We start from the raw sequence: 17,577 nt of genomic DNA on the forward strand, positions 1-17,577 counted from the left end.
GACGCTCCGGCGGCCGCGCCATACTGGCGCCATGCCCGCGGCCGGCACGGAGAAGAAGGTCATCGACTGGGTCGCACGCTACGACGAGCTCGCGGCCCGCCGACCCGCGCTCACGGCGGAGGAACTCGACGACCTGGGTCTCGCGGCGTGGTTCCTCGGTCGTACGGCCGAGTGCGAACGCGCGTGGGATGGCGCCCACCGCGCCTACCTCGATGCGGGCGAGGCGGATGCCGCCGTCCGCTGCGCGTTCTGGCAGGGATTCACCCTCGCCGATCGCGGTGAGACGGTGCGAGCCGGCGCGTGGATGGCGCGGCTGTTCGAGCTCGTCGAGGCGGCCGAGCCGAGCCCCCGCACCGAGGCGCTGGCGGCGGTCGCCCGGGCGGTGGGGGCGTTCGCGGCGGGCGAGTTCGAGGCATCCGCCGGCCTCGGCGAACGCGCGGTCGCACTCGCCGACGCCGCCCACGACCCCGACACCGAGGTGCTCGCGACCATGGGACTCGGGCGCGCACTCGTGCGCAGCGGGCGCGTCATCGAGGGATTCGCCTGCATGGACCGCGTCATGCTCGCCATCTCGTCGGGGCGGGTGAGCGATCGCGCCGCCGGCCCCGCATACTGCGCGGTCATCGCGAGCTGCCTCGACCGGTGGGACGTCGATCGAGCTCGCGTCTGGACGCGCGAGCTCAGCGACTGGTGCGACGCGCAGCGCGGGCTCGAGCCGTTCCGCGGCGAGTGCTCGGTGCACCGCGCCACCGTGCTGCAACTGCTGGGCGAGTGGGACGAGGCCACCGAGACCTTCAGCGAGGTGTGCGCCCGCGAACGCCGCGTCGAGACGCTCGAGAACGCGTTCTACGGGCTCGGCGAGCTCTGCCGACTCGTCGGCCGCCGCGACGACGCCGAGACCGCGTACCGCAATGCGGCGGAGCTCGGACGCGAGGTGCAGCCCGGTCTCGCCCTACTGCGCCGCGACGAGGGGCGCATGTCGGCGGCCCGGTCGGGCATCGCGCGTGCGCTCGAGGCGTCGCCGACACCTCGCGCGCGCGCCGAGCTGCTCGCGGCCCAGGTCGAGCTCGAGGTCGAGCACGGCGAATGGGAGGTCGCCGCACGGGCGGCGGCCGAGCTGCGCGCGATGGCCGACACGTTCGGCACGGTCTTCCTCGAGGCACAGGCCGACCGGGCCGAGGCGCGGCTCCTGATCGGCACGGATGCCCCCGAGGCGGCGCTCTCCCTGCTCCGTCGTTCGTGGTCGGTGTGGCGCCGGCTCGAGGCCACGTACGAGGCTGCCGTCACGCGGGTGCTGATGGGCCGCGCGAACCGCGCCGTCGGCGACGAGGAAGCGGCACAGCTCGAGTTCGACGCAGCGCGCACGGTGCTGAGCGGGCTCGGTGCGGTCGCCGACCTCGACCGGCTCGAGCGCGTTGCCGCCGAGCCCGACCGGCCCGCGGCATCCGCTGGTCTCACGCGACGCGAGCTCGAGGTGCTGCGCCTCATCGCCGGCGGTCGCTCGAACCGACAGATCGCGAACGAGCTCTTCCTCAGCGAGCGCACGGTCGCGCGGCACGTCAGCAACATCCTCGGCAAGCTCGGCCTCGCGAACCGCTCCGGCGCGACGGCGTTCGCGTTCGAGCACGGGCTGACCGCGCCGGCCTGAACGCGGAATTGGTCATTTCTGCCGACGCGGCCGCGACGGCGGCATCCGTAACCTCGCTGGCAAAGCCAACCAGGAGGCCATCATGTCCACCACCGTTCTCGACACCGCCGTCATCGGCGCCGGCGCCGCCGGCCTGTTCGTCGGCAAGGAACTCGCCGATCGCGGCATCGAATTCGAGATGTTCGACGAGCGCGCACGCGTCGGCGACACCTGGCGCGAGCGGTATCGCTCACTGCGCCTGTTCAGCCCGCGACCGTTCCTCAGCCTGCCGGGCCTGCGACCCGACGTCGGCCGGTTCGACTACCCGACCGGCGAGCAGATGGGCGACTACCTCGAGCGGTATGCACGGCACTTCAGCCTGCCGGTGCGCCTGTCGACGAGGGTCGCCGCGCTGACGCGACGCGCCGACGGGCTCTTCCGACTCGAACTCGGCAGCGGCGAGGAGGTGCTCGCCGAGCGCGTGATCGTGACGGCGGGCGCGCACAGCCTGCCGATCGTGCCGGAGTTCGCCAGGGAGCTCGACCCGTCGATCCGCCAGCTGGACTCCATCCACTACGAGGGGCCGGAGCAGTTCGCCGACGGCCCGGTGCTCGTGATCGGTGCGGGCAACTCGGGCACCGACATCGCGATCGAGGCGGCGCGCAGCGGCCACGCCGTGACGCTGGCCGGCCGGCATCCGGGCCACGTTCCCGTCGACATCGACAAGCCGATCGGCAACCTCCTGACCGGGGTCTTCATCCGGATGCTCCGCAACACCACGATCGACAGCACCAAGGGTCGCGCCATGAGGGAGGCTGCCCGCCACCACGGGCTCATGCTGATCCGCAACAAGGTCGCCGACCTCGAGCGCGCCGGCGTCGTGCAGGTCGGCCGCATCGATCGCATCGAGGCGGGGAGAGCCGTGACCGCCGACGGCACCCCGATCGACGCGGCGACGGTCGTCTGGTGCACGGGCTCACGCCCCGACCTCGGCTGGATCGACATCGACGGCGTGACCGATGCCGACGGCTACCCCGACGAGTACCGGGGCATCGCGAACGGATGCCCCGGCCTCGCCTTCGTCGGCATGCCGTTCCAGTACTCGGCGGTCTCGGTCACGCTCATGGGAATGGGCCGCGACGCCGAGTACGTCGTCGAGACCCTGAGCGCAGCCCGGACGGCGGCGCCGGCCGCGGTGTGAGCCGTCGCGGCGAGTCGCCGGGGCAGTCGCCTGGGGCCAGCGCCAGGGCGCTCTCGAGCGCGCTAGTCGGCGATGAGCCCCAGCGTGTCGACGACGCGGTTCGAGAAGCCCCACTCGTTGTCGTACCAGGCGACGACCTTCACGTGCGTGCCGTGCACGCGGGTGAGCGCGGCGTCGAAGATCGCCGACGCCGGCTCGCCCGTGATGTCGGACGACACGAGCGGGTCCGCGGCGTAGTCGAGGATGCCGGCGAGCTTGCCGTCGGCGGCGGCGCGATACGCCGCGAGCACCTCGTCGAGCGACACCTCGCGCGAGACGGTCGTATTGAGCTCGACGATCGAGCCGACCGGCACGGGCACGCGGATCGAGTCGCCCGAGAGCTTCCCGTCGAGCTGCGGCAGCACGAGGCCGATCGCCTTCGCGGCGCCCGTCGTCGTCGGCACGATGTTCACGCCGGCCGCACGGGCGCGCCGCAGGTCGCGGTGCGGGCCGTCCTGCAGGTTCTGCTCCTGCGTGTACGCGTGCACCGTCGTCATGAAGCCGTGCTCGATGCCGGCGAGCTCGTCGAGCACCGCCGCGAGCGGGGCCAGCGCGTTCGTCGTGCACGACGCGTTCGAGATGATCGTGTGGGCAGCCGGGTCGTAGTCGTCGGTGTTCACGCCGAAGGCGATCGTCACGTCGGCGTCGGTCGCGGGCGCGCTCACGAGCACCCGCTTCGCACCCGCCGTGATGTGGCCGCGAGCGGCATTCGCTGCCGTGAACCGTCCGGTCGACTCGAGCACCAGCTCGACGTCGAGCTCAGCCCACGGCAAGGCCGACGGCTCGCGCTCGGCGAGCACCCTGATGCGCCGGCCGTCGACCACGAGCGTGTCGCCGTCGACCTCGACCGGGCGTCCGAGGCGCCCCAGGGAGCTGTCGTACTTCAGCAGGTGCGCGAGGGTCGCAGGCTCGGTGAGGTCGTTGATCGCGACGACCTCGAGGCCGGTGTCGCGCTCGAGCAGGGCGCGCAGCACGTTGCGGCCGATGCGTCCGAATCCGTTGATGGCAATGCGGGTGGTCATGCGGTGGTTCCTTTCGTCGCTTCCAGCCTCGCTCGGCCGTCGGGCCGGCGGGAGGGGGACGGCAGACAGTGCGCGCAAGGTTCGCGCCAGCGGGCGGATGCCTCAGGTCGTCGGATGCCCCGTGCCGGAGATGCGCGCCGGGGTGGGGGCATCCGCTCGCTGCGCTGCGGAACGGCCGCACTACCGCACGACCGCACTCCCGCAGGAAATACGCACCGAGAGGCGGCATACGCAGGTGTATCGCGGTATTTCCTGCGGTGCAGGCGCCGGCGTGGAACAGGCGCCTGGTCAGGCGGCGTGCCGCACGAAGGTGCGGCGGTACTCGCTCGGCGACGTGCCGAGGATGCGCTGGAAGTGCAGCCGCAGGTTCGCGCCGGTGCCGAGGCCGACCCGGTCGGCGACCTGCTCGACCCCGAGGTCGCTGCGCTCGAGCAGCTCGCGCGCGACATCGATGCGAGCCCGCAGGATCCATTGCATCGGCGTGTACCCGGTGTCCTCCACGAAGCGTCGCGAGAACGTACGCGGCGAGACCCGCGCGTGGCGGGCGAGGTCGGCGACGGTGAGCGGCTCGTCGATTCGGGTGAGAGCCCACTGGCGGGTCGCGGCGAACTGGTCTCCGAGCGGCTCGGGCACGCTGCGCGGCACGTACTGCGCCTGCCCGCCGCTGCGGTACGGGGCGGCGACGAGCCGGCGGGCCACCTGGTTCGAGAGGGCCACGCCGTGGTCGCGGCGCACGAGGTGCAGGCAGAGATCGACGCCGGATGCCGCGCCCGCCGAGGTGAGCACGTCGCCCTCGTCGACGAAGAGCACGTTCTCGTCGACGGAGATGAGCGGATGCTTCGCCGCGAGCGCGTGCGTGTAGTGCCAGTGCGTCGTGGCCCGCTTGCCGTCGAGCAGCCCCGTCGCGGCGAGCGCGAACGCGCCCGTCGAGATCGCGGCGAGCCTGGCGCCACGGGCGTGTGCGGCACGAAGCGCCTCGACGACCGCGGCTGGCGGGTCTTCACGCGCCGGCTCGCGGTAGCCCGGCACGAAGATCGTGTCGGCGGTCTCGAGCGCCTCGAGCCCCTCCGCGACGTGGAACGAGAGGCCGTCGCCGCCCGTGACGAGCCCTGGCGCGGCGCCGGCCACGCGCAGCTCGTAGGGCATGCTCGCCCGCTTCGTGAACACCTGCGCCGGGATGCCGACGTCGAGCGGCTTCGCCCCCTCGAGCACGAGCACCACGACGCGATGCGGCGTGAGCGTCATCCGATCTCCTCCTTGCACACCGTTGACATCATGCCGACTCGTGAACGAAGCCGCGAGTGGCGTGAATGCCATGTTGCGCAAGGATACGGCCAGCGGCTGAACGTCGACTCAGCGTCGGCGGGCCGTCGCCCGATCGTTCGCACGCTGCAGCGCCTCGACGAGCTCGTCCTTCGACATGCTCGACCGGCCCGGCACGTCGAGTCGCTGCGCGAGTTCGTACAGGTGCGCCTTCGACGCGTTCGCATCGACGCCCCCGGCCGTGTCACCGCTGCGATCCATGGCGCCCTTGTCGCTCGGGCCCGGTTCGGCCTTCGGCTCCCAGTGATCGCCGACCTTCTCGAACTGGTGCTTCAACGCGGCGAACGCCGTGCGGTGTGCCCGTTCGCCCTCGCCGTACGTCTCGACGGCCCCGTCGTGCGCGGCAGCCCAGACCTCTTGGGCGTGCTTCGGTGAACGCCGGATCGTCGACGGCATCTCCTCTGATGCGGGCATCGGTGCCTCCTTGCTCCTCGAACCCCGAGAAGCCCACGCTAGATCGGCGTCGCGGCGTCCGGAACGGGGTGGACATCGCGCCGACCTCGATTCCTTGCGTCGGGGATGCCTGTCCCTGCGCCGACACGGCCGGCATGACGATTCGGCGCGTTGCGAACCATGAGCCCGGTCGACCTCTTCCATCGCTCGAACGCCGGTGTTAGGTTTTCCGCACCGTGCCCGGCGATCCCGGGCGCTTTTTCTATGGAGGAGAACTCGTGAAACGACGCACGCGCGGCATGTTCGCCATCGCCGCAGCGGGAGCAACGGTGCTTGCCGGTGCGGCTTTCGGGCCCGCCGCGATCGCCTCGCCGCCCGACAGCCCCACGTCGGAGACCGCCGCACCGCAGCGCCTCGACAACCGTCCGGGCCCGCTGACCGAGCGGCAGAATGAGCGGCGGAAGGCCGCCCAGAAGCTCATCCTCTCGGGCCAGGCCTCGCCGAACGAAGACGGCGTCGTCGCACTCACCGCCGAGGGCGACAAGTACTACGAGGCATCCGTCACCGGCACCGGTCGGCTGTTCACGATCCTCTCCGAGTTCGGCGACCAGGGCTCCGGCAAGCTCGGCACGGTTCCCGGACCGCTGCACAACGAGATCCCCGAGCCCGACCGCGCGCTGAACAACAGCACGCACTGGATCGAGGACTTCTCGTCAGCTCACTACGACGAACTGTTCTTCGGCGAAGGCGAATCGTTCGCCGACTTCTACACGAAGCAGTCGTCAGGCCAGTACTCCGTCGAGGGCGAAGTGAGCGACTGGGTGAAGGTGCCCGGCAACGCGTCCACCTACGGCGACAACAGCGTCGAGGACTTCGGCGGTGCGTGGCAGTTCATCGAGGACACCGGCAACGCCTGGTATGACGCGCGGGTCACCGCCGGCAAGACCACCGACGAGATCAAGGCCGAGCTCGCCACGTTCGACGTGTGGGACCGCTACGACGCCGACTCCGACGGCGACTTCGACGAGCCCGACGGCTACCTCGACCACTTCCAGGCCGTGCACGCCGGTGAAGGCGAAGACTCGGGCGGCGGGCTCCAGGGCGAAGATGCCATCTGGTCGCACCGCTGGTACGTCAACTCCACCGACTACGGCACCACCGGCCCTGCGGGCGCGAAGTTCGGCGGCACCCAGATCGGTGACACCGGCTACTGGATCGGCGACTACACGGTCGAGCCCGAGAACGGCGGCCTCGGCGTGTTCGCGCACGAGTACGCCCACGATCTCGGCCTGCCCGACTTCTACGACACCGCGGGCGGCGAGAACAGCACGGCCTTCTGGACCCTCATGTCGAGCGGTTCGTGGCTCAACCACGGCGGCGACGACATCGGCACGACGCCCAACTACATGGGCCCGTGGGAGAAGCTCCAGCTCGGATGGCTCGACTACTCGATCGTCGGCGCAGGTGAGGGCGGCGCGTACACGCTGAGCCCGGCCGCACGTCAGGTCGAGGGCCAGGAGCAGGCGCTCGTCATCGACGTGCCCGACCAAGAGGTCGAGACGGTCTACACGGCACCGGCCTCCGGCACGCACGCGTGGTGGACCTCCAGCGCCGACGACCTGAACACGACCCTGACCCGCACGCTCGACCTCACGGGCGTCCGGTCGGCGACCCTGACGGCGAAGGCCTGGTACGACATCGAGGCCGGCTACGACTACCTCTACGCCGAATACCGCACCGCGGGCGGCGCTTGGACCCAGATCGGCGCGCCGACCGACGGTTCGACGAACGGCAAGTGGTCGACGCTGCGCTACACGGTCCCCGGCGGCGGCCCGGTCGAGTTCCGGTTCCGCTACCAGAGCGACGGCGGCGTGCACCTCGCGGGCGCGTTCATCGACGACATCGTCGTGAAGAGCGGCGGAACGACGCTGCTCACCGACAACGTCGACGGCGGCGACAACGGGTGGGTCGCCGAGGGCGGCTTCACGCGCAGCACCGGCACCGAGGTCTCCTCGGGCGACCGCTACTACCTCGCTGAGAACCGCACGTACGTCGACTACGACGCGACGCTCGAGGTGGGTCCGTACCAGTTCAGCGAGGGCCTGACGCGGCCCGACTGGGTGGAGCACTTCCCCTTCCAGGACGGCCTGCTCGTGTGGGCGATCGACGAGACCTACACCGACAACAACACCATCGAGCACGAGGGCCACGGCCTCGCGCTCCCGGTCGATGCCCGTCCGGCGAAGTTCGCCTTCCCCGACGGCACGGCGCCGAGCAACCGTCGCCAGCCGTTCGACGCGACCTTCGGGCTGCAGCAGGCCGACGTGGTCTCGCTGCACAAGCAGGTCGTCGTCGGCAAGGGCAAGACCCAGTCGATCGAGTCGGTCTCGGCCGATGCCCCGACCGGCCTGCAGACGACGACGTTCACCGATCTCGACCCGAACGCGTTCTTCCACTCGAGCAACCCGCTCGGCGGAGTGATCGTCGCGGGCCACGGCGTGACCGTGACGGTGACGAGCCAGACGACCGGCGGCATCATGACCGTCGACGTCGCCAACCCGCTCGGCTGAGCGCACAACAGTACTGAGTGAGTGGGCCCGCCTCGAAGGAGGCGGGCTCACCCGCGTGTCCGGATGCCGACGCCCGGATGCCGGTGCCCGGAGGTAGAGTCCGACGGAGGAGGCTGACATGAGCGGCGAACTCGTTGTGGTGACCGGTGGCACGGGCTTCGTCGGGGCGCACTGCATCGTGCGGCTCCTCGAGGCGGGCCATCGCGTGCGCACGACCGTGCGATCGATGGCACGTGCCGACGAGGTGCTGCAGCTCGTGCGGGCGGGCGGCCCGCGAGCTGCGGCGTCGGCCGACGGCGTCGAGGTCATCGCGGCCGACCTCCTGCACGACGACGGATGGCCCGAGGCGGTCGCCGGTGCGAGCTACGTGCTGCACGTGGCATCCCCGTTCCCGATGCGCCAGCCGGCCGATGAGAACGAGCTGATCGCGCCCGCTCGCGATGGCGTGCTGCGGGTGCTGCGGGCTGCACGTGATGCGGGCGTGCGGCGGGTCGTGCAGACCTCGTCGTTCGCGGCGGTCGGCTACGGGCACGCGGCCGACCCCGGCCGGCCGTACACCGAGGAGGACTGGACCGACCCCGACGGCCGCAACGTCACGCCCTACGTGAAGTCGAAGACGATCGCCGAGCTGGCCGCGTGGGGCTTCATCGATCGTGAGGGCGGCGATCTCGAGCTCGCGGTCGTGAACCCCGTCGGCATCTTCGGACCGGCGCTCGGGCAGCAGCTCTCGACGTCGGTCGAGCTGCTGCTGGGCCTCCTGAACGGCCGAGCGCCGGCCGTTCCGCCCGGAACGACGACGGGGGTCGACGTGCGCGACGTCGCCGACCTGCACCTGCGTGCGATGACACATCCGGATGCCGCGGGCGAGCGGTTCCTCGCCGTGGCGGGCGACCCCATCACCTTCCACGAGCTCGCGATCCTCCTTCGTGAGCAGCTCGGGCGCGACGCCAAGCACGTGCCCACGCGAGTGCTCCCCCGATGGCTGGTGCGGGTCGGCGCACTGGTCAACCCCGAGCTGCGCGCGGTGCTGCCACAGTTGCGGCGGTCGCAGGGCGCCTCGCACGAGAAGGCGACGCGGGTGCTCGGCTGGCAGCCGCGCTCGACCGATGATGCGATCGTCGCGTCCGCCGAGAGCCTCGTGCGGCTCGGCCGGGTGAAGCCGTGAGCGACCCGACGCGACCCTGGTGGACCGGCGACGACGACATCGGCGGCATCGGCTTCGCTCGCTTCTTCGCATGGACCGGCTTCCTGATGGCGCTCGCGTCGCTCGGGCTCGCCGTCGCTGCGCCCCTCGAGGGCGATGCCCTGCGCACCGTCTGGATCACCGGCACCGCCGCGGTGTCGATGTGGATCGCGTTCATGGCGGTGCCCCGATACCGGGCGCTCGGCGTGCGCCTCTCGTTCGCCGTGCCGGCCGCGATGGCGTTCGGCGGGCTCACGATCGCGATCATGGTCTACGCCTTCATCGTGATCTGGCTCGCGTCGGCGGGCATCACGCTGCCGGCGCCGTCGTACTGGTCCGGCACGCCGTCGGGCCCGATCGGCGTCGCGGCCTGAGCCTGCGGCGCCGCAGCACCGCACCCTGCGATCGCTTGCGCCACGGTCGCGCTGCGCGTAGAACGTGAGAATGCAGGTCAGCGACCGTTGGGAACAGGGCGATGCGTATGAGCGCTATGTCGGGCGGTGGAGCCGCCCGATCGCGGGGCAGTTCCTAAGGTGGCTCGACGTGCCCCGGGGCATCCGCTGGCTCGATGTCGGATGCGGCACGGGTGCGCTCACCGAGGCGATCCTCGACGGCTGCGACCCGGCGTCGGTCGTGGGCGTCGAGCCGTCGGCCGGGTTCCTCGAGACGGCGCGAGCCCGGCTCGGCGACCGTGCGACGTTGCTGCCCGGCGACGCGGCGCACCTGCCGGTGCCCGATGCCTCGGCTGACGTGCTCGTGTCGGGCCTCGTGCTGAACTTCGTGCCCGACGCCGAGGCCGCGCTCACCGAGTTCGTGCGAGTGACGGCGCCCGGCGGACTCGTCGCCGCATACGTCTGGGACTACGCCGAGGGCATGCGCATGATGCGCGAGTTCTGGGACGTCGCCGTCGAGCTCGATCCGGATGACGCGGCGCTCGACGAGTCCGCCAGGTTCCCCCTGTGTCGTCCCGACGCACTCGCCGAGGCGTTCTCGCGGGCGACGGGCGACGAGGCCGTGGTCGTGCCGCTCGACGCGAACGCCGTGTTCGCCGACTTCGACGACTACTGGGAGCCGTTCCTCGGCGGCCAGGGCGCCGCACCCGCATACGTGATGGCACTCGACGAGACCCACCGAGCGGCCTTACGCGAACGCCTGCGCGAACGGCTGCCGGCCCGACGCGACGGCACGATCGAGCTCGCAACGCGTGCGTGGGCGGTGCGGGCGCGCGTCGCCGACCTCGAGGTGGCGTAGCCCGCGGCGGGGCGGAACGCCGCCCACCCGCTGTCAACCCCGCGCCGCGGGCCACGGTCGCGTGTGATCGTGGATCGTGGATGCACACGCGAGGAGGACGATCATGAGCGACACCGCAGGCAACCCCGGCGACGGCACGAAGAAGGAGGGCGGCCTCGGCAGCGACGGCACGATTCCGAGCGAGCCCGGCACTGTGGGCATCGGCGCGGGCGAGCCCACGACGTTCGAGCCCGAAGAGGATCCGGATGCCGCGGCTCAGCGCGACCCCGAGGCACCGGAGGGGACTGATGCCACTGCCGCGCCCGACGCATCCGACGCTCCCGACGCCAGGCCCGACGGCGGCTTGGGCGCCGGCCCTCGCCCGAGCGGCCGGAGCAGTGAGAGCGGAACCGCGCAGCCATCGCCCGACGCGGCTCGCGATCGCGAGCGCGACGTCGACGCGTCGAGCTGACCCGACTCAGCCGACGGCGTCGAGCGCGGCGAGCACGCGCGGCATCGAGCCGCCGAGGTTCCACTCGGCCGCGAACGCCTCGGCCGCGGCACGCCGGTCGCCCTGCACCGGACGCAGCTTCGCGTCGAAGTCGCCGAGCTCGAGATCGCGGACGACCTCGACGACCGTCGGGGCGACGGCGAGGTAGGGAGCAGCGGCCGCGAACTTCGCGCGCATGGTGGCGGACATCGGCGCCGAGGCATCGGCCGCGGCCTCGATGATGCCGTCGAGATCGATGAACTGCTGCAGCAGCGACGCCGCCGTCTTCTCGCCGACGCCTGCGACGCCCGGCAGCCCGTCGGAGGCGTCGCCGCGCATCACCGAGAAGTCGACGTACTGCTGGGGCAGCACGCCGTACTTCGACACGACCACCGAATCGGTCAGCACCTCGAGTCGGCTCATGCCGCGCGCGGTGTAGATGACCCGCACGGATGCCTCGTCGTCGACGAGCTGGAACAGGTCGCGGTCGCCCGTCACGACGTCGACGGGCATGCTCGCCCCGGTCGCGAGCGTGCCGATGACGTCGTCGGCCTCGTGCTGCGCCGCACCCACCCTGGCGATGCCGAGCAGCTCGAGGGCCTCGCGGATGAGCGGGATCTGCGCCTCGAGCGGATCGGGCGTCTCTTCGATGTCTGGGCCACCGGGCACCACCGCTTCGACGCGGTGCGCCTTGTAGCTCGGAATGAGGTCGACCCGCCACTGGGGCCGCCAGTCGTCGTCCCAGCAGGCGACGAGGTGGGTGGGCTCGAACTCGGTGACGAGCCGGGCAATGATGTCGAGCAGGCCGCGCACCGCGTTCACCGGCATGCCGTTCGGTGCCTTGAGACTGTCGGGCACACCGTAGAACGCGCGGAAGTAGAGCGAAGCGGTGTCGAGGAGCATCAATCGGTCGGCCACACCGCGATCTTGGCACGGCCCGCCGTCAGTGCGAAGCGTCGGCGCGCCCCGCTGCGGTGCACTCCGCGTTCAGGGAAGCGACTCGAACCACGGCCCGGCGGTGTCGAGCGCGTCGACGTCGGACCGGTCGCCGAGCAGCTCCCAGCGCTGCAGTGACAGCGGCACGTTGCCGTTGCGCCACACGAAGTCGTGGAACTCGCGCAGCGAGAACGCCTCGCCCTTCGCCACCACCGCGTCGGCGAGGAGGCGCTGCACCTCTTGCTTGCCGACGTGGTACGACATCGCGAGTCCGGGCGTCGCGACGTAGATCGCGGTCTCTTCGGTGGCCGTCTCGACGTCCATCGGCACGAGCCGCACGAAGAAGTCGACGGCTTCGTCGAGGCTGAAGACGCCGGTCGCGAGGTTGACGTCGACGACGACGCGGAGTGCCCGCAGCCGGATGAAGTTGAACACCGTCGTCTGCGAGTGCGGGGCGTCGGCGAAGAGGCCGGCCGTGAGCATCAGCTCTTCGTTGTAGTGCGCGATGCCCTCGTTGGCGACCGAGTCGGTGTAACGGCGGCGGATCGCACTCGGGTGCGCCCAGGCCAGCGCGAGCTGCTGGCTGTGGGCGCCCTCGTGGATGATGCCGAGGCGAGGGTCGCGCGCGTTCGCCGCGTCGAAGTACGGCAGGTCGGGAACCGGTTCGCGCACATATGAGACGGCATCGCGCTCACGGCGCGTGTCCCCCGTGAGGTCGTCGGTGACGCCGAGGAAGGCGAGCGGGGCGAGGTAGGGCGGATACGCCGCGAAGAAGTAGTGGCGCAGCGAATCGGGCTGGCTCAGCAGGCCCTCGCCGTCGTAGAACGCGCGCACGCCTGCTTCGGCCGCCGACTCGTCGGCGACGAGCGCGTCGATGTCGGCGGCGAGCGGGGCGGGCGGCACGTCGCGGTGACGGTTGCGGGTCACGGTCTCGCCGACGACACTGCGACGGTAGTCGTGCAGCGCAGCGCGCACGAGCTCTTCGGGGTCGGCGGTCACGAGCGCGACGTGCCGCAGGAACCACACGAACGCCTCGCGACCGACGATGACGTCGGGCCCGAGCCGGCCGGCGCCAGCAGCCTCGACGAGCCAGTCGCGGTAGCGGGTGAGCGACGCACTCGCGGCCGGCTGCGCCTCGGCGAGCGCGGACCCCGTTGCCGTGTCGACGAACGACGCGAGGGCCTCGACCGATTCGGCCAGACGCGGCCCGATGCCCTCGAGCGACGCGGCGGCGACCCGTGCGAGCGTCGCGACTCCCGCTCGCTCGAGGTTCGCGATCGCCTGGTCGACGGCGGCCGGCATGGCCGCGAGCACGTGCACGAGGCCGGCCTGACGCCCGGCATCGAACGGCGGGGGCGCGAGCAGCAGGTCGAACCACGGCCCGAGGATCTGCGAAGTGAGGAACACCGCGTCGCGTTGCCAGTTGCGGAGCACGTCGAGCTCCCAGTGCACGCGCGCGAGGGCGGACCCGAGGAGGCGGTGATCGATCTGCGCCCCGATCGGCGAGCTCGACGCATCGGTCGCCCGCCATCGTTCGATGAAGCCGTCGAGCTCGCGCCGCTGCGCCGCCACACCGTCGGGATCGAACCGCGGCAGCCAGTCGGCGGGCCGTTCGATGCGCGGGATGTCGTCGGCGGAGCGGAACGAGTTCACGGCTCGCCAGGCCCAGAACTCGGTGCCGAGGCGTTCGAGGTCAGCAGTGGTCGGCGTCATGGCCCCACGATATGCCCGGGCACCGACAGGCCATGAGCCTGCGGGAGCCCGCACGACGAGCCCCGCCCCGCCGTCGGCGGAGCGGGCTGGGTCGTGCCGTTCATGAGCGCCGCGGGCGCGCCGCTCCGGTCAGCTCGTCTCGGAGCCGGCCTTCGCGGTGACCTCGCGGTCGGCGTGCTGCGCGCTCTGGACCTCGACCTTGCGGGGCTTGGCCTGCTCGCTCACCGGGATCACGACGCTCAGCACGCCGTTCTCGTAGTGGGCGCTGATCGAGCCGGTGTCGAGTCCGTCGCCGAGCGCGATCTGCCGTAGGAACGAGCCACTCGGCCGCTCGCGCACGAGCCACTGCGTGCCCTCTTCGGAACGCATGGTGCGCTCCGCGCGGATGGTGAGCAGCTGCCCGTCGATGTCGACGTCGACCGAGCCCGGGTCGACGCCCGGCAGATCGGCGGAGAGCACGTAGTGGTCGCCGTCGCGATGCAGGTCGATCGGCATCACCCGGGGGCCCTGCCTCGAGTCGAGCATGCTCGCAGCGAGGCGGTCGAGCTCACGGAACGGGTCCCAGTACATGGCCATGACTACTCCTCTCTGTGGCCGCGGTGCGGCCGAACCCAAGACTTGAGCGACATCCGCTCAAGTACTTAAAAATTAGCACTCTCATGGGGAGAGTGCCAAGTCCAGGATGACGGATGTCCCGGGCTGCTGCTTCACTGGACGGATGCAGACCGACCTCGTGCTCGCACCCCTCGGCGCCGACCTCCCCGAACTGCTCGACGCCGCCCGAGCGGCAGACACGGGAGGGTTCGACACCGTGTGGACGTACGACCACTTCAGCGGACTCGTCGACCGCAAGCCGTGGTCGCGCGACCCGTTCGTGACCCTCGGGGCGATCGCCGCGACGACGTCACGAGTGAATCTCGGCCTGCTCGTCGCCAACCCGGCGAACCGGCATCCGGTGCAGCTCGCCTGCGCGATCAACTCGCTGCAGTCGCTCGCGCCCGGGCGCATCAGGCTCGGCATCGGTTCGGGCAGCTCGCCGAAGAGCCAGTGGTCGGCCGAGCACGCCGCGCTCGGTCGGCCGCTCCCCGGCGCGGCCGTGCGCCGTGCGATGCTCACCGAGACCGTCGCCGTGCTGCGCGCCGTCTGGCGCGGCGAGGCCTTCGACGGTGAGCACTTCTCGGCCGCGGCGGCGATGGCGGTCACCGACGGCGCCGAGCTGCCACCCATCGTGATCGGCGGCCGCACGGCCGAGACCATCGAGTACGCGTGCGATCACGCCGACGGCATGAACCTGCTCGCCGCCGATCTCGTCGCCGACGGGCAGCTCGACGATCGCGTCGCCGAGATCCGATCGCGCGCGCCCGAGGGGTTCGAGGTGAGCGTCTTCGCACCACTCGAGCTCGACCACCCGCTCGGCGGCGACCCCGAGCACTTCGCGACGCTCGGCATCGACCGGCGCACGCTCTGGGTGCAATCCCCCATCGATGCCGGGCAGATCGCCGCGATCGCCGCGAACCTCGCCACGAACCTCGCCACGGCCTGAGCACGCAGCCCGCTGAGCGCGCGGCGCTAGCCTGAGCACATGGCGATCACCGGCACCTTCCGGGCCTCGAAGCGGGTTCCGATCCTCCAGGTCGCGAAGGCCGCGATCGCGACGATCGCCGCGTGGCTCATCGCCGGTTGGCTGATCCCCGGGCCGCTTCCCGTCTTCGCCGCGATCGCGGCGCTCCTCGTCGTGCAGCCGAGCGTGAACCAGTCGTTCGGCAAGGCCATCGAGCGCAGCATCGGCGTGATCCTCGGCGTGGTCATCGCGACCGGCATCTCACTCGTGTTCGGGCAGAGCAGCTGGATCATCCTCGTGGCCATCGTGATCGCGATGCTGGTCGCGTGGGCGCTGAAGATGACGCCGGGCACCTCGAACCAGGTCGCGATCAGCGCGATGCTCGTGCTGGCCCTCGGCGCCTCCTCACCCGAGTACGCCCTCGACCGGGTGCTCGAGACCCTCATCGGCGCGGCGATCGGCATCGTCGTGAACGCCCTCGTCGTGCCTCCGGTCGCCCTCGCCCCTGCACGTCGCGACCTCGCGCTGCTCGGCGGTGAGCTCGCGGCATCCCTCGACCGACTCGCGAGCGCCCTCGAGACACCGCAGTCGTCTGCCGGACTCCAGCAGCTCATGCTCGAGGCGCGGCTCATGCGCCCCATGCGCGACGCGGCCGACGCCTCGATCGCCGACGGCGAGGAGTCGCTCACCCTGAACCCGCGACGCTCTGCGCACCGCACCGAGCTCACGGAGCTGCGGACCCTCCTCGACCGCCTCAGCCCGATCGTCACGCAGGTGATCGGGATGACGCGGGCCTTCTTCGACCACTACGACGCGGCACTCGCGGCCGAGCCGACCGTGGTGGCCATCGCCGAGCAGCTGCGCCGCGCCGCCCACGACGTGCGGCTCGCCGTGCACCTCGCCGACGTCGATCCCGAGCCGATGACGTCGGCGCTGCCGGCCCTCACGTCGCCGCTCGTGGTGTCGCCGCCGAAGTCCGAGCACTGGATCCTCATCGGCTCGCTCATGGAGGACCTGCGGCGAATCCGCGCCGAGCTCGTCGAGGAGTGACGGAGCGTCACGATCGTGGTTGACGGCGCGGTCGGCCTCCTCGGCGCACGGCGACCCGGGTCGGAACTCGCAGTACATGACGTGGACCGCATCCCATGGTTCCCGGCGACCGACGGCGGCTCCCTAGACTGGGCGCGTGCTCACCCCCGTCATCGTGCTTGCGATCGTCCCGGCGGTCCTCATCCTCGTGCTGGGGCTCATCGCGCGCGTCGTCGCCGCGCAACGGGTGACGCCGCGGGTCGTGCAGTACTCGCCCGAGCGCGGTTCGACGGTGCTGCGCGACGCGCTGCTCATCGATGCCGACCGGCGCGGGGCATCCGCCGCGCTCATCGATCTCGCCGTGAAGCGCAAGGTGCGCCTGATCGCCGGCACGGGCAAGCGCGAGCCGATCGGCGTCGAGCTCATGCCGAATGCGGTGCTCACGCTCGAAGAGGCCGCGCTGCTCGAGGTGCTCTTCGGTCCCGAGCACACGCCCGGGCGCGTGCGTCGCTTCTCGGCCGACCGCCGGGCGCTCGCCGGGCGCATCAAGAGCCTGCTCCTGAACACCGAGCACAGCCTCGCGCGCGACGGCCTCATCGCCGATCGCCGCGTCACCTGGCCAGGCGTGACGCTCACGGTGCTCGCGTACCTCGGCATGCTCGTCGAGGCGCTGTTCATCGTCATGACCCTGGTCGCCGCCGACTGGCCGGCACTCGTCGCCACGCTCATCGCGCTCGCCGCCACCATCGCGACGATCTTCGTCACCCCGTCGTCATGGCGGCGGTTCCTGCCGCCGGCGCAAGCGAAGCGCGAGCACCTCGCGGGCCTGAGGCAGTACCTCGTGCTCGCCGAGGTCGATCGGCTGCGGATGCTGCAGTCGCCGAGCGGCGCCGAACTGCGGGCGGCGCATGCCGCAGCTGCCGCGGTCGCCGGGTCGCCCGATGCGGTCGCTGCTCCCATCGAGCGCTTCCACCTGCACGAGCGCCTTCTCCCGTACGCCGTGCTCTTCGGACTCGAGCGGGAATGGCTCGCGAAGCTGAAGCTCGAGCACGACGAGCTCGCCCGCACGAATCTCGGCACGCTCGGCGATCTCGTCAGCTCGACCGGCGACGTCGTCGACGCGACCGCCGATCTCCTGCTGGCGATCGACGCGGCGGGCGGGGCAGTCGAGCTCGTGGCCGCGGTCGGCGACCTCATCGACGGCAGCGGCGCCGTGGTCGAGGGCGTCGGCGGATTCTTCGAGATCTTCAACGTCTAGTC

Annotated in this window: 16 protein-coding genes; 10 read left to right on the forward strand and 6 right to left on the reverse strand. The window is 71.3% G+C overall.

Annotated features, from left to right (window positions below; all coding sequences use genetic code 11):
- Window positions 1-31: 31 nt before the first annotated feature.
- Both QFZ26_RS05765 and QFZ26_RS05770 read left to right on the forward strand, forming a co-directional pair.
- Complete coding sequence (locus QFZ26_RS05765) at window positions 32-1,648, forward strand: helix-turn-helix transcriptional regulator (RefSeq protein ID WP_307040112.1); 1,617 nt, start codon at window positions 32-34, stop codon at window positions 1,646-1,648.
- A gap of 82 nt (window positions 1,649-1,730) precedes the next feature.
- The gene (locus tag QFZ26_RS05770; RefSeq protein WP_307040115.1) at window positions 1,731-2,828 is read left to right on the forward strand and encodes a flavin-containing monooxygenase; all 1,098 of its coding nucleotides are present in this window, start codon (window positions 1,731-1,733) and stop codon (window positions 2,826-2,828) included.
- A 62-nt stretch (window positions 2,829-2,890) separates the two neighbouring features.
- Here the strand turns inward: QFZ26_RS05770 and gap are convergent, their stop codons facing one another.
- From gap to QFZ26_RS05785, 3 genes are all read right to left on the reverse strand, one after another.
- Window positions 2,891-3,889: a type I glyceraldehyde-3-phosphate dehydrogenase gene (gene gap / locus QFZ26_RS05775; protein WP_307040118.1), complete on the reverse strand. Its 999-nt coding sequence runs from the start codon at window positions 3,887-3,889 to the stop codon at window positions 2,891-2,893.
- Window positions 3,890-4,177: 288 nt separating this feature from the next.
- Complete coding sequence (locus tag QFZ26_RS05780; RefSeq protein ID WP_307040121.1) at window positions 4,178-5,134, reverse strand: GlxA family transcriptional regulator; 957 nt, start codon at window positions 5,132-5,134, stop codon at window positions 4,178-4,180.
- A 108-nt stretch (window positions 5,135-5,242) separates the two neighbouring features.
- Window positions 5,243-5,626 (reverse strand): ChaB family protein, encoded by a 384-nt coding sequence (locus QFZ26_RS05785; RefSeq protein WP_307040123.1) that lies wholly within the window; start codon window positions 5,624-5,626, stop codon window positions 5,243-5,245.
- A 257-nt stretch (window positions 5,627-5,883) separates the two neighbouring features.
- On the opposite strand from QFZ26_RS05785, the gene QFZ26_RS05790 reads away from it, so the two are divergent.
- The 5 genes from QFZ26_RS05790 (at window position 5,884) to QFZ26_RS05810 (ending at window position 11,060) form a co-directional block, all read left to right on the forward strand.
- Window positions 5,884-8,175, forward strand: a complete 2,292-nt coding sequence (locus QFZ26_RS05790; protein ID WP_307040125.1) for an immune inhibitor A domain-containing protein — start codon at window positions 5,884-5,886, stop codon at window positions 8,173-8,175.
- A 118-nt stretch (window positions 8,176-8,293) separates the two neighbouring features.
- Window positions 8,294-9,340 (forward strand): SDR family oxidoreductase, encoded by a 1,047-nt coding sequence (locus QFZ26_RS05795; RefSeq protein WP_307040127.1) that lies wholly within the window; start codon window positions 8,294-8,296, stop codon window positions 9,338-9,340.
- The gene (locus QFZ26_RS05800; protein ID WP_307040129.1) at window positions 9,337-9,732 is read left to right on the forward strand and encodes a hypothetical protein; all 396 of its coding nucleotides are present in this window, start codon (window positions 9,337-9,339) and stop codon (window positions 9,730-9,732) included. The genes QFZ26_RS05795 and QFZ26_RS05800 overlap by 4 nt, the downstream gene beginning before the upstream one ends.
- A gap of 70 nt (window positions 9,733-9,802) precedes the next feature.
- Window positions 9,803-10,609: a class I SAM-dependent methyltransferase gene (locus QFZ26_RS05805; RefSeq protein WP_307040131.1), complete on the forward strand. Its 807-nt coding sequence runs from the start codon at window positions 9,803-9,805 to the stop codon at window positions 10,607-10,609.
- A gap of 103 nt (window positions 10,610-10,712) precedes the next feature.
- Window positions 10,713-11,060: a hypothetical protein gene (locus tag QFZ26_RS05810; RefSeq protein ID WP_307040133.1), complete on the forward strand. Its 348-nt coding sequence runs from the start codon at window positions 10,713-10,715 to the stop codon at window positions 11,058-11,060.
- 6 nt (window positions 11,061-11,066) lie between these two features.
- Here the strand turns inward: QFZ26_RS05810 and QFZ26_RS05815 are convergent, their stop codons facing one another.
- From QFZ26_RS05815 to QFZ26_RS05825, 3 genes are all read right to left on the reverse strand, one after another.
- Entirely contained in the window at window positions 11,067-11,996 is a 930-nt protein-coding gene (locus tag QFZ26_RS05815; RefSeq protein ID WP_307040135.1) for a 5'-3' exonuclease, read from the reverse strand.
- A gap of 69 nt (window positions 11,997-12,065) precedes the next feature.
- On the reverse strand, window positions 12,066-13,727 hold the full coding sequence (locus tag QFZ26_RS05820; protein ID WP_307040136.1) for a DUF885 family protein: 1,662 nt from the start codon (window positions 13,725-13,727) through the stop codon (window positions 12,066-12,068).
- A 129-nt stretch (window positions 13,728-13,856) separates the two neighbouring features.
- Window positions 13,857-14,303 (reverse strand): Hsp20/alpha crystallin family protein, encoded by a 447-nt coding sequence (locus tag QFZ26_RS05825; protein ID WP_307040138.1) that lies wholly within the window; start codon window positions 14,301-14,303, stop codon window positions 13,857-13,859.
- A gap of 142 nt (window positions 14,304-14,445) precedes the next feature.
- Between QFZ26_RS05825 and QFZ26_RS05830 the strand changes: the two genes are divergently transcribed.
- The 3 genes from QFZ26_RS05830 (at window position 14,446) to QFZ26_RS05840 (ending at window position 17,575) form a co-directional block, all read left to right on the forward strand.
- Window positions 14,446-15,270, forward strand: a complete 825-nt coding sequence (locus tag QFZ26_RS05830; protein ID WP_307040140.1) for an LLM class flavin-dependent oxidoreductase — start codon at window positions 14,446-14,448, stop codon at window positions 15,268-15,270.
- Between the two features lie 39 nt (window positions 15,271-15,309).
- Window positions 15,310-16,338 carry an FUSC family protein gene (locus tag QFZ26_RS05835; RefSeq protein WP_307040142.1) on the forward strand — a complete coding sequence of 343 codons (1,029 nt, stop codon included), beginning with the start codon at window positions 15,310-15,312 and terminating at the stop codon, window positions 16,336-16,338.
- A 136-nt stretch (window positions 16,339-16,474) separates the two neighbouring features.
- Complete coding sequence (locus QFZ26_RS05840; protein WP_307040144.1) at window positions 16,475-17,575, forward strand: DUF2207 family protein; 1,101 nt, start codon at window positions 16,475-16,477, stop codon at window positions 17,573-17,575.
- Window positions 17,576-17,577: the final 2 nt, after the last annotated feature.

Origin of the sequence: Agromyces ramosus, assembly GCF_030817175.1 — a bacterium.
Taxonomy (GTDB): Bacteria; Actinomycetota; Actinomycetes; order Actinomycetales; family Microbacteriaceae; genus Agromyces; species Agromyces ramosus_A.

Bases quoted from the DNA above. Each gene is read 5' to 3' on its own strand.
- QFZ26_RS05765 (WP_307040112.1), top strand. From the start codon at position 32: ATGCCCGCGGCCGGCACGGAGAAGAAGGTCATCGACTGGGTCGCACGC.
- QFZ26_RS05770 (WP_307040115.1), top strand. From the start codon at position 1,731: ATGTCCACCACCGTTCTCGACACCGCCGTCATCGGCGCCGGCGCCGCC.
- gap (WP_307040118.1), bottom strand. From the start codon at position 3,889: ATGACCACCCGCATTGCCATCAACGGATTCGGACGCATCGGCCGCAAC.
- QFZ26_RS05780 (WP_307040121.1), bottom strand. From the start codon at position 5,134: ATGACGCTCACGCCGCATCGCGTCGTGGTGCTCGTGCTCGAGGGGGCG.
- QFZ26_RS05785 (WP_307040123.1), bottom strand. From the start codon at position 5,626: ATGCCCGCATCAGAGGAGATGCCGTCGACGATCCGGCGTTCACCGAAG.
- QFZ26_RS05795 (WP_307040127.1), top strand. From the start codon at position 8,294: ATGAGCGGCGAACTCGTTGTGGTGACCGGTGGCACGGGCTTCGTCGGG.
- QFZ26_RS05805 (WP_307040131.1), top strand. From the start codon at position 9,803: ATGCAGGTCAGCGACCGTTGGGAACAGGGCGATGCGTATGAGCGCTAT.
- QFZ26_RS05810 (WP_307040133.1), top strand. From the start codon at position 10,713: ATGAGCGACACCGCAGGCAACCCCGGCGACGGCACGAAGAAGGAGGGC.
- QFZ26_RS05820 (WP_307040136.1), bottom strand. From the start codon at position 13,727: ATGACGCCGACCACTGCTGACCTCGAACGCCTCGGCACCGAGTTCTGG.
- QFZ26_RS05825 (WP_307040138.1), bottom strand. From the start codon at position 14,303: ATGGCCATGTACTGGGACCCGTTCCGTGAGCTCGACCGCCTCGCTGCG.
- QFZ26_RS05830 (WP_307040140.1), top strand. From the start codon at position 14,446: ATGCAGACCGACCTCGTGCTCGCACCCCTCGGCGCCGACCTCCCCGAA.
- QFZ26_RS05835 (WP_307040142.1), top strand. From the start codon at position 15,310: ATGGCGATCACCGGCACCTTCCGGGCCTCGAAGCGGGTTCCGATCCTC.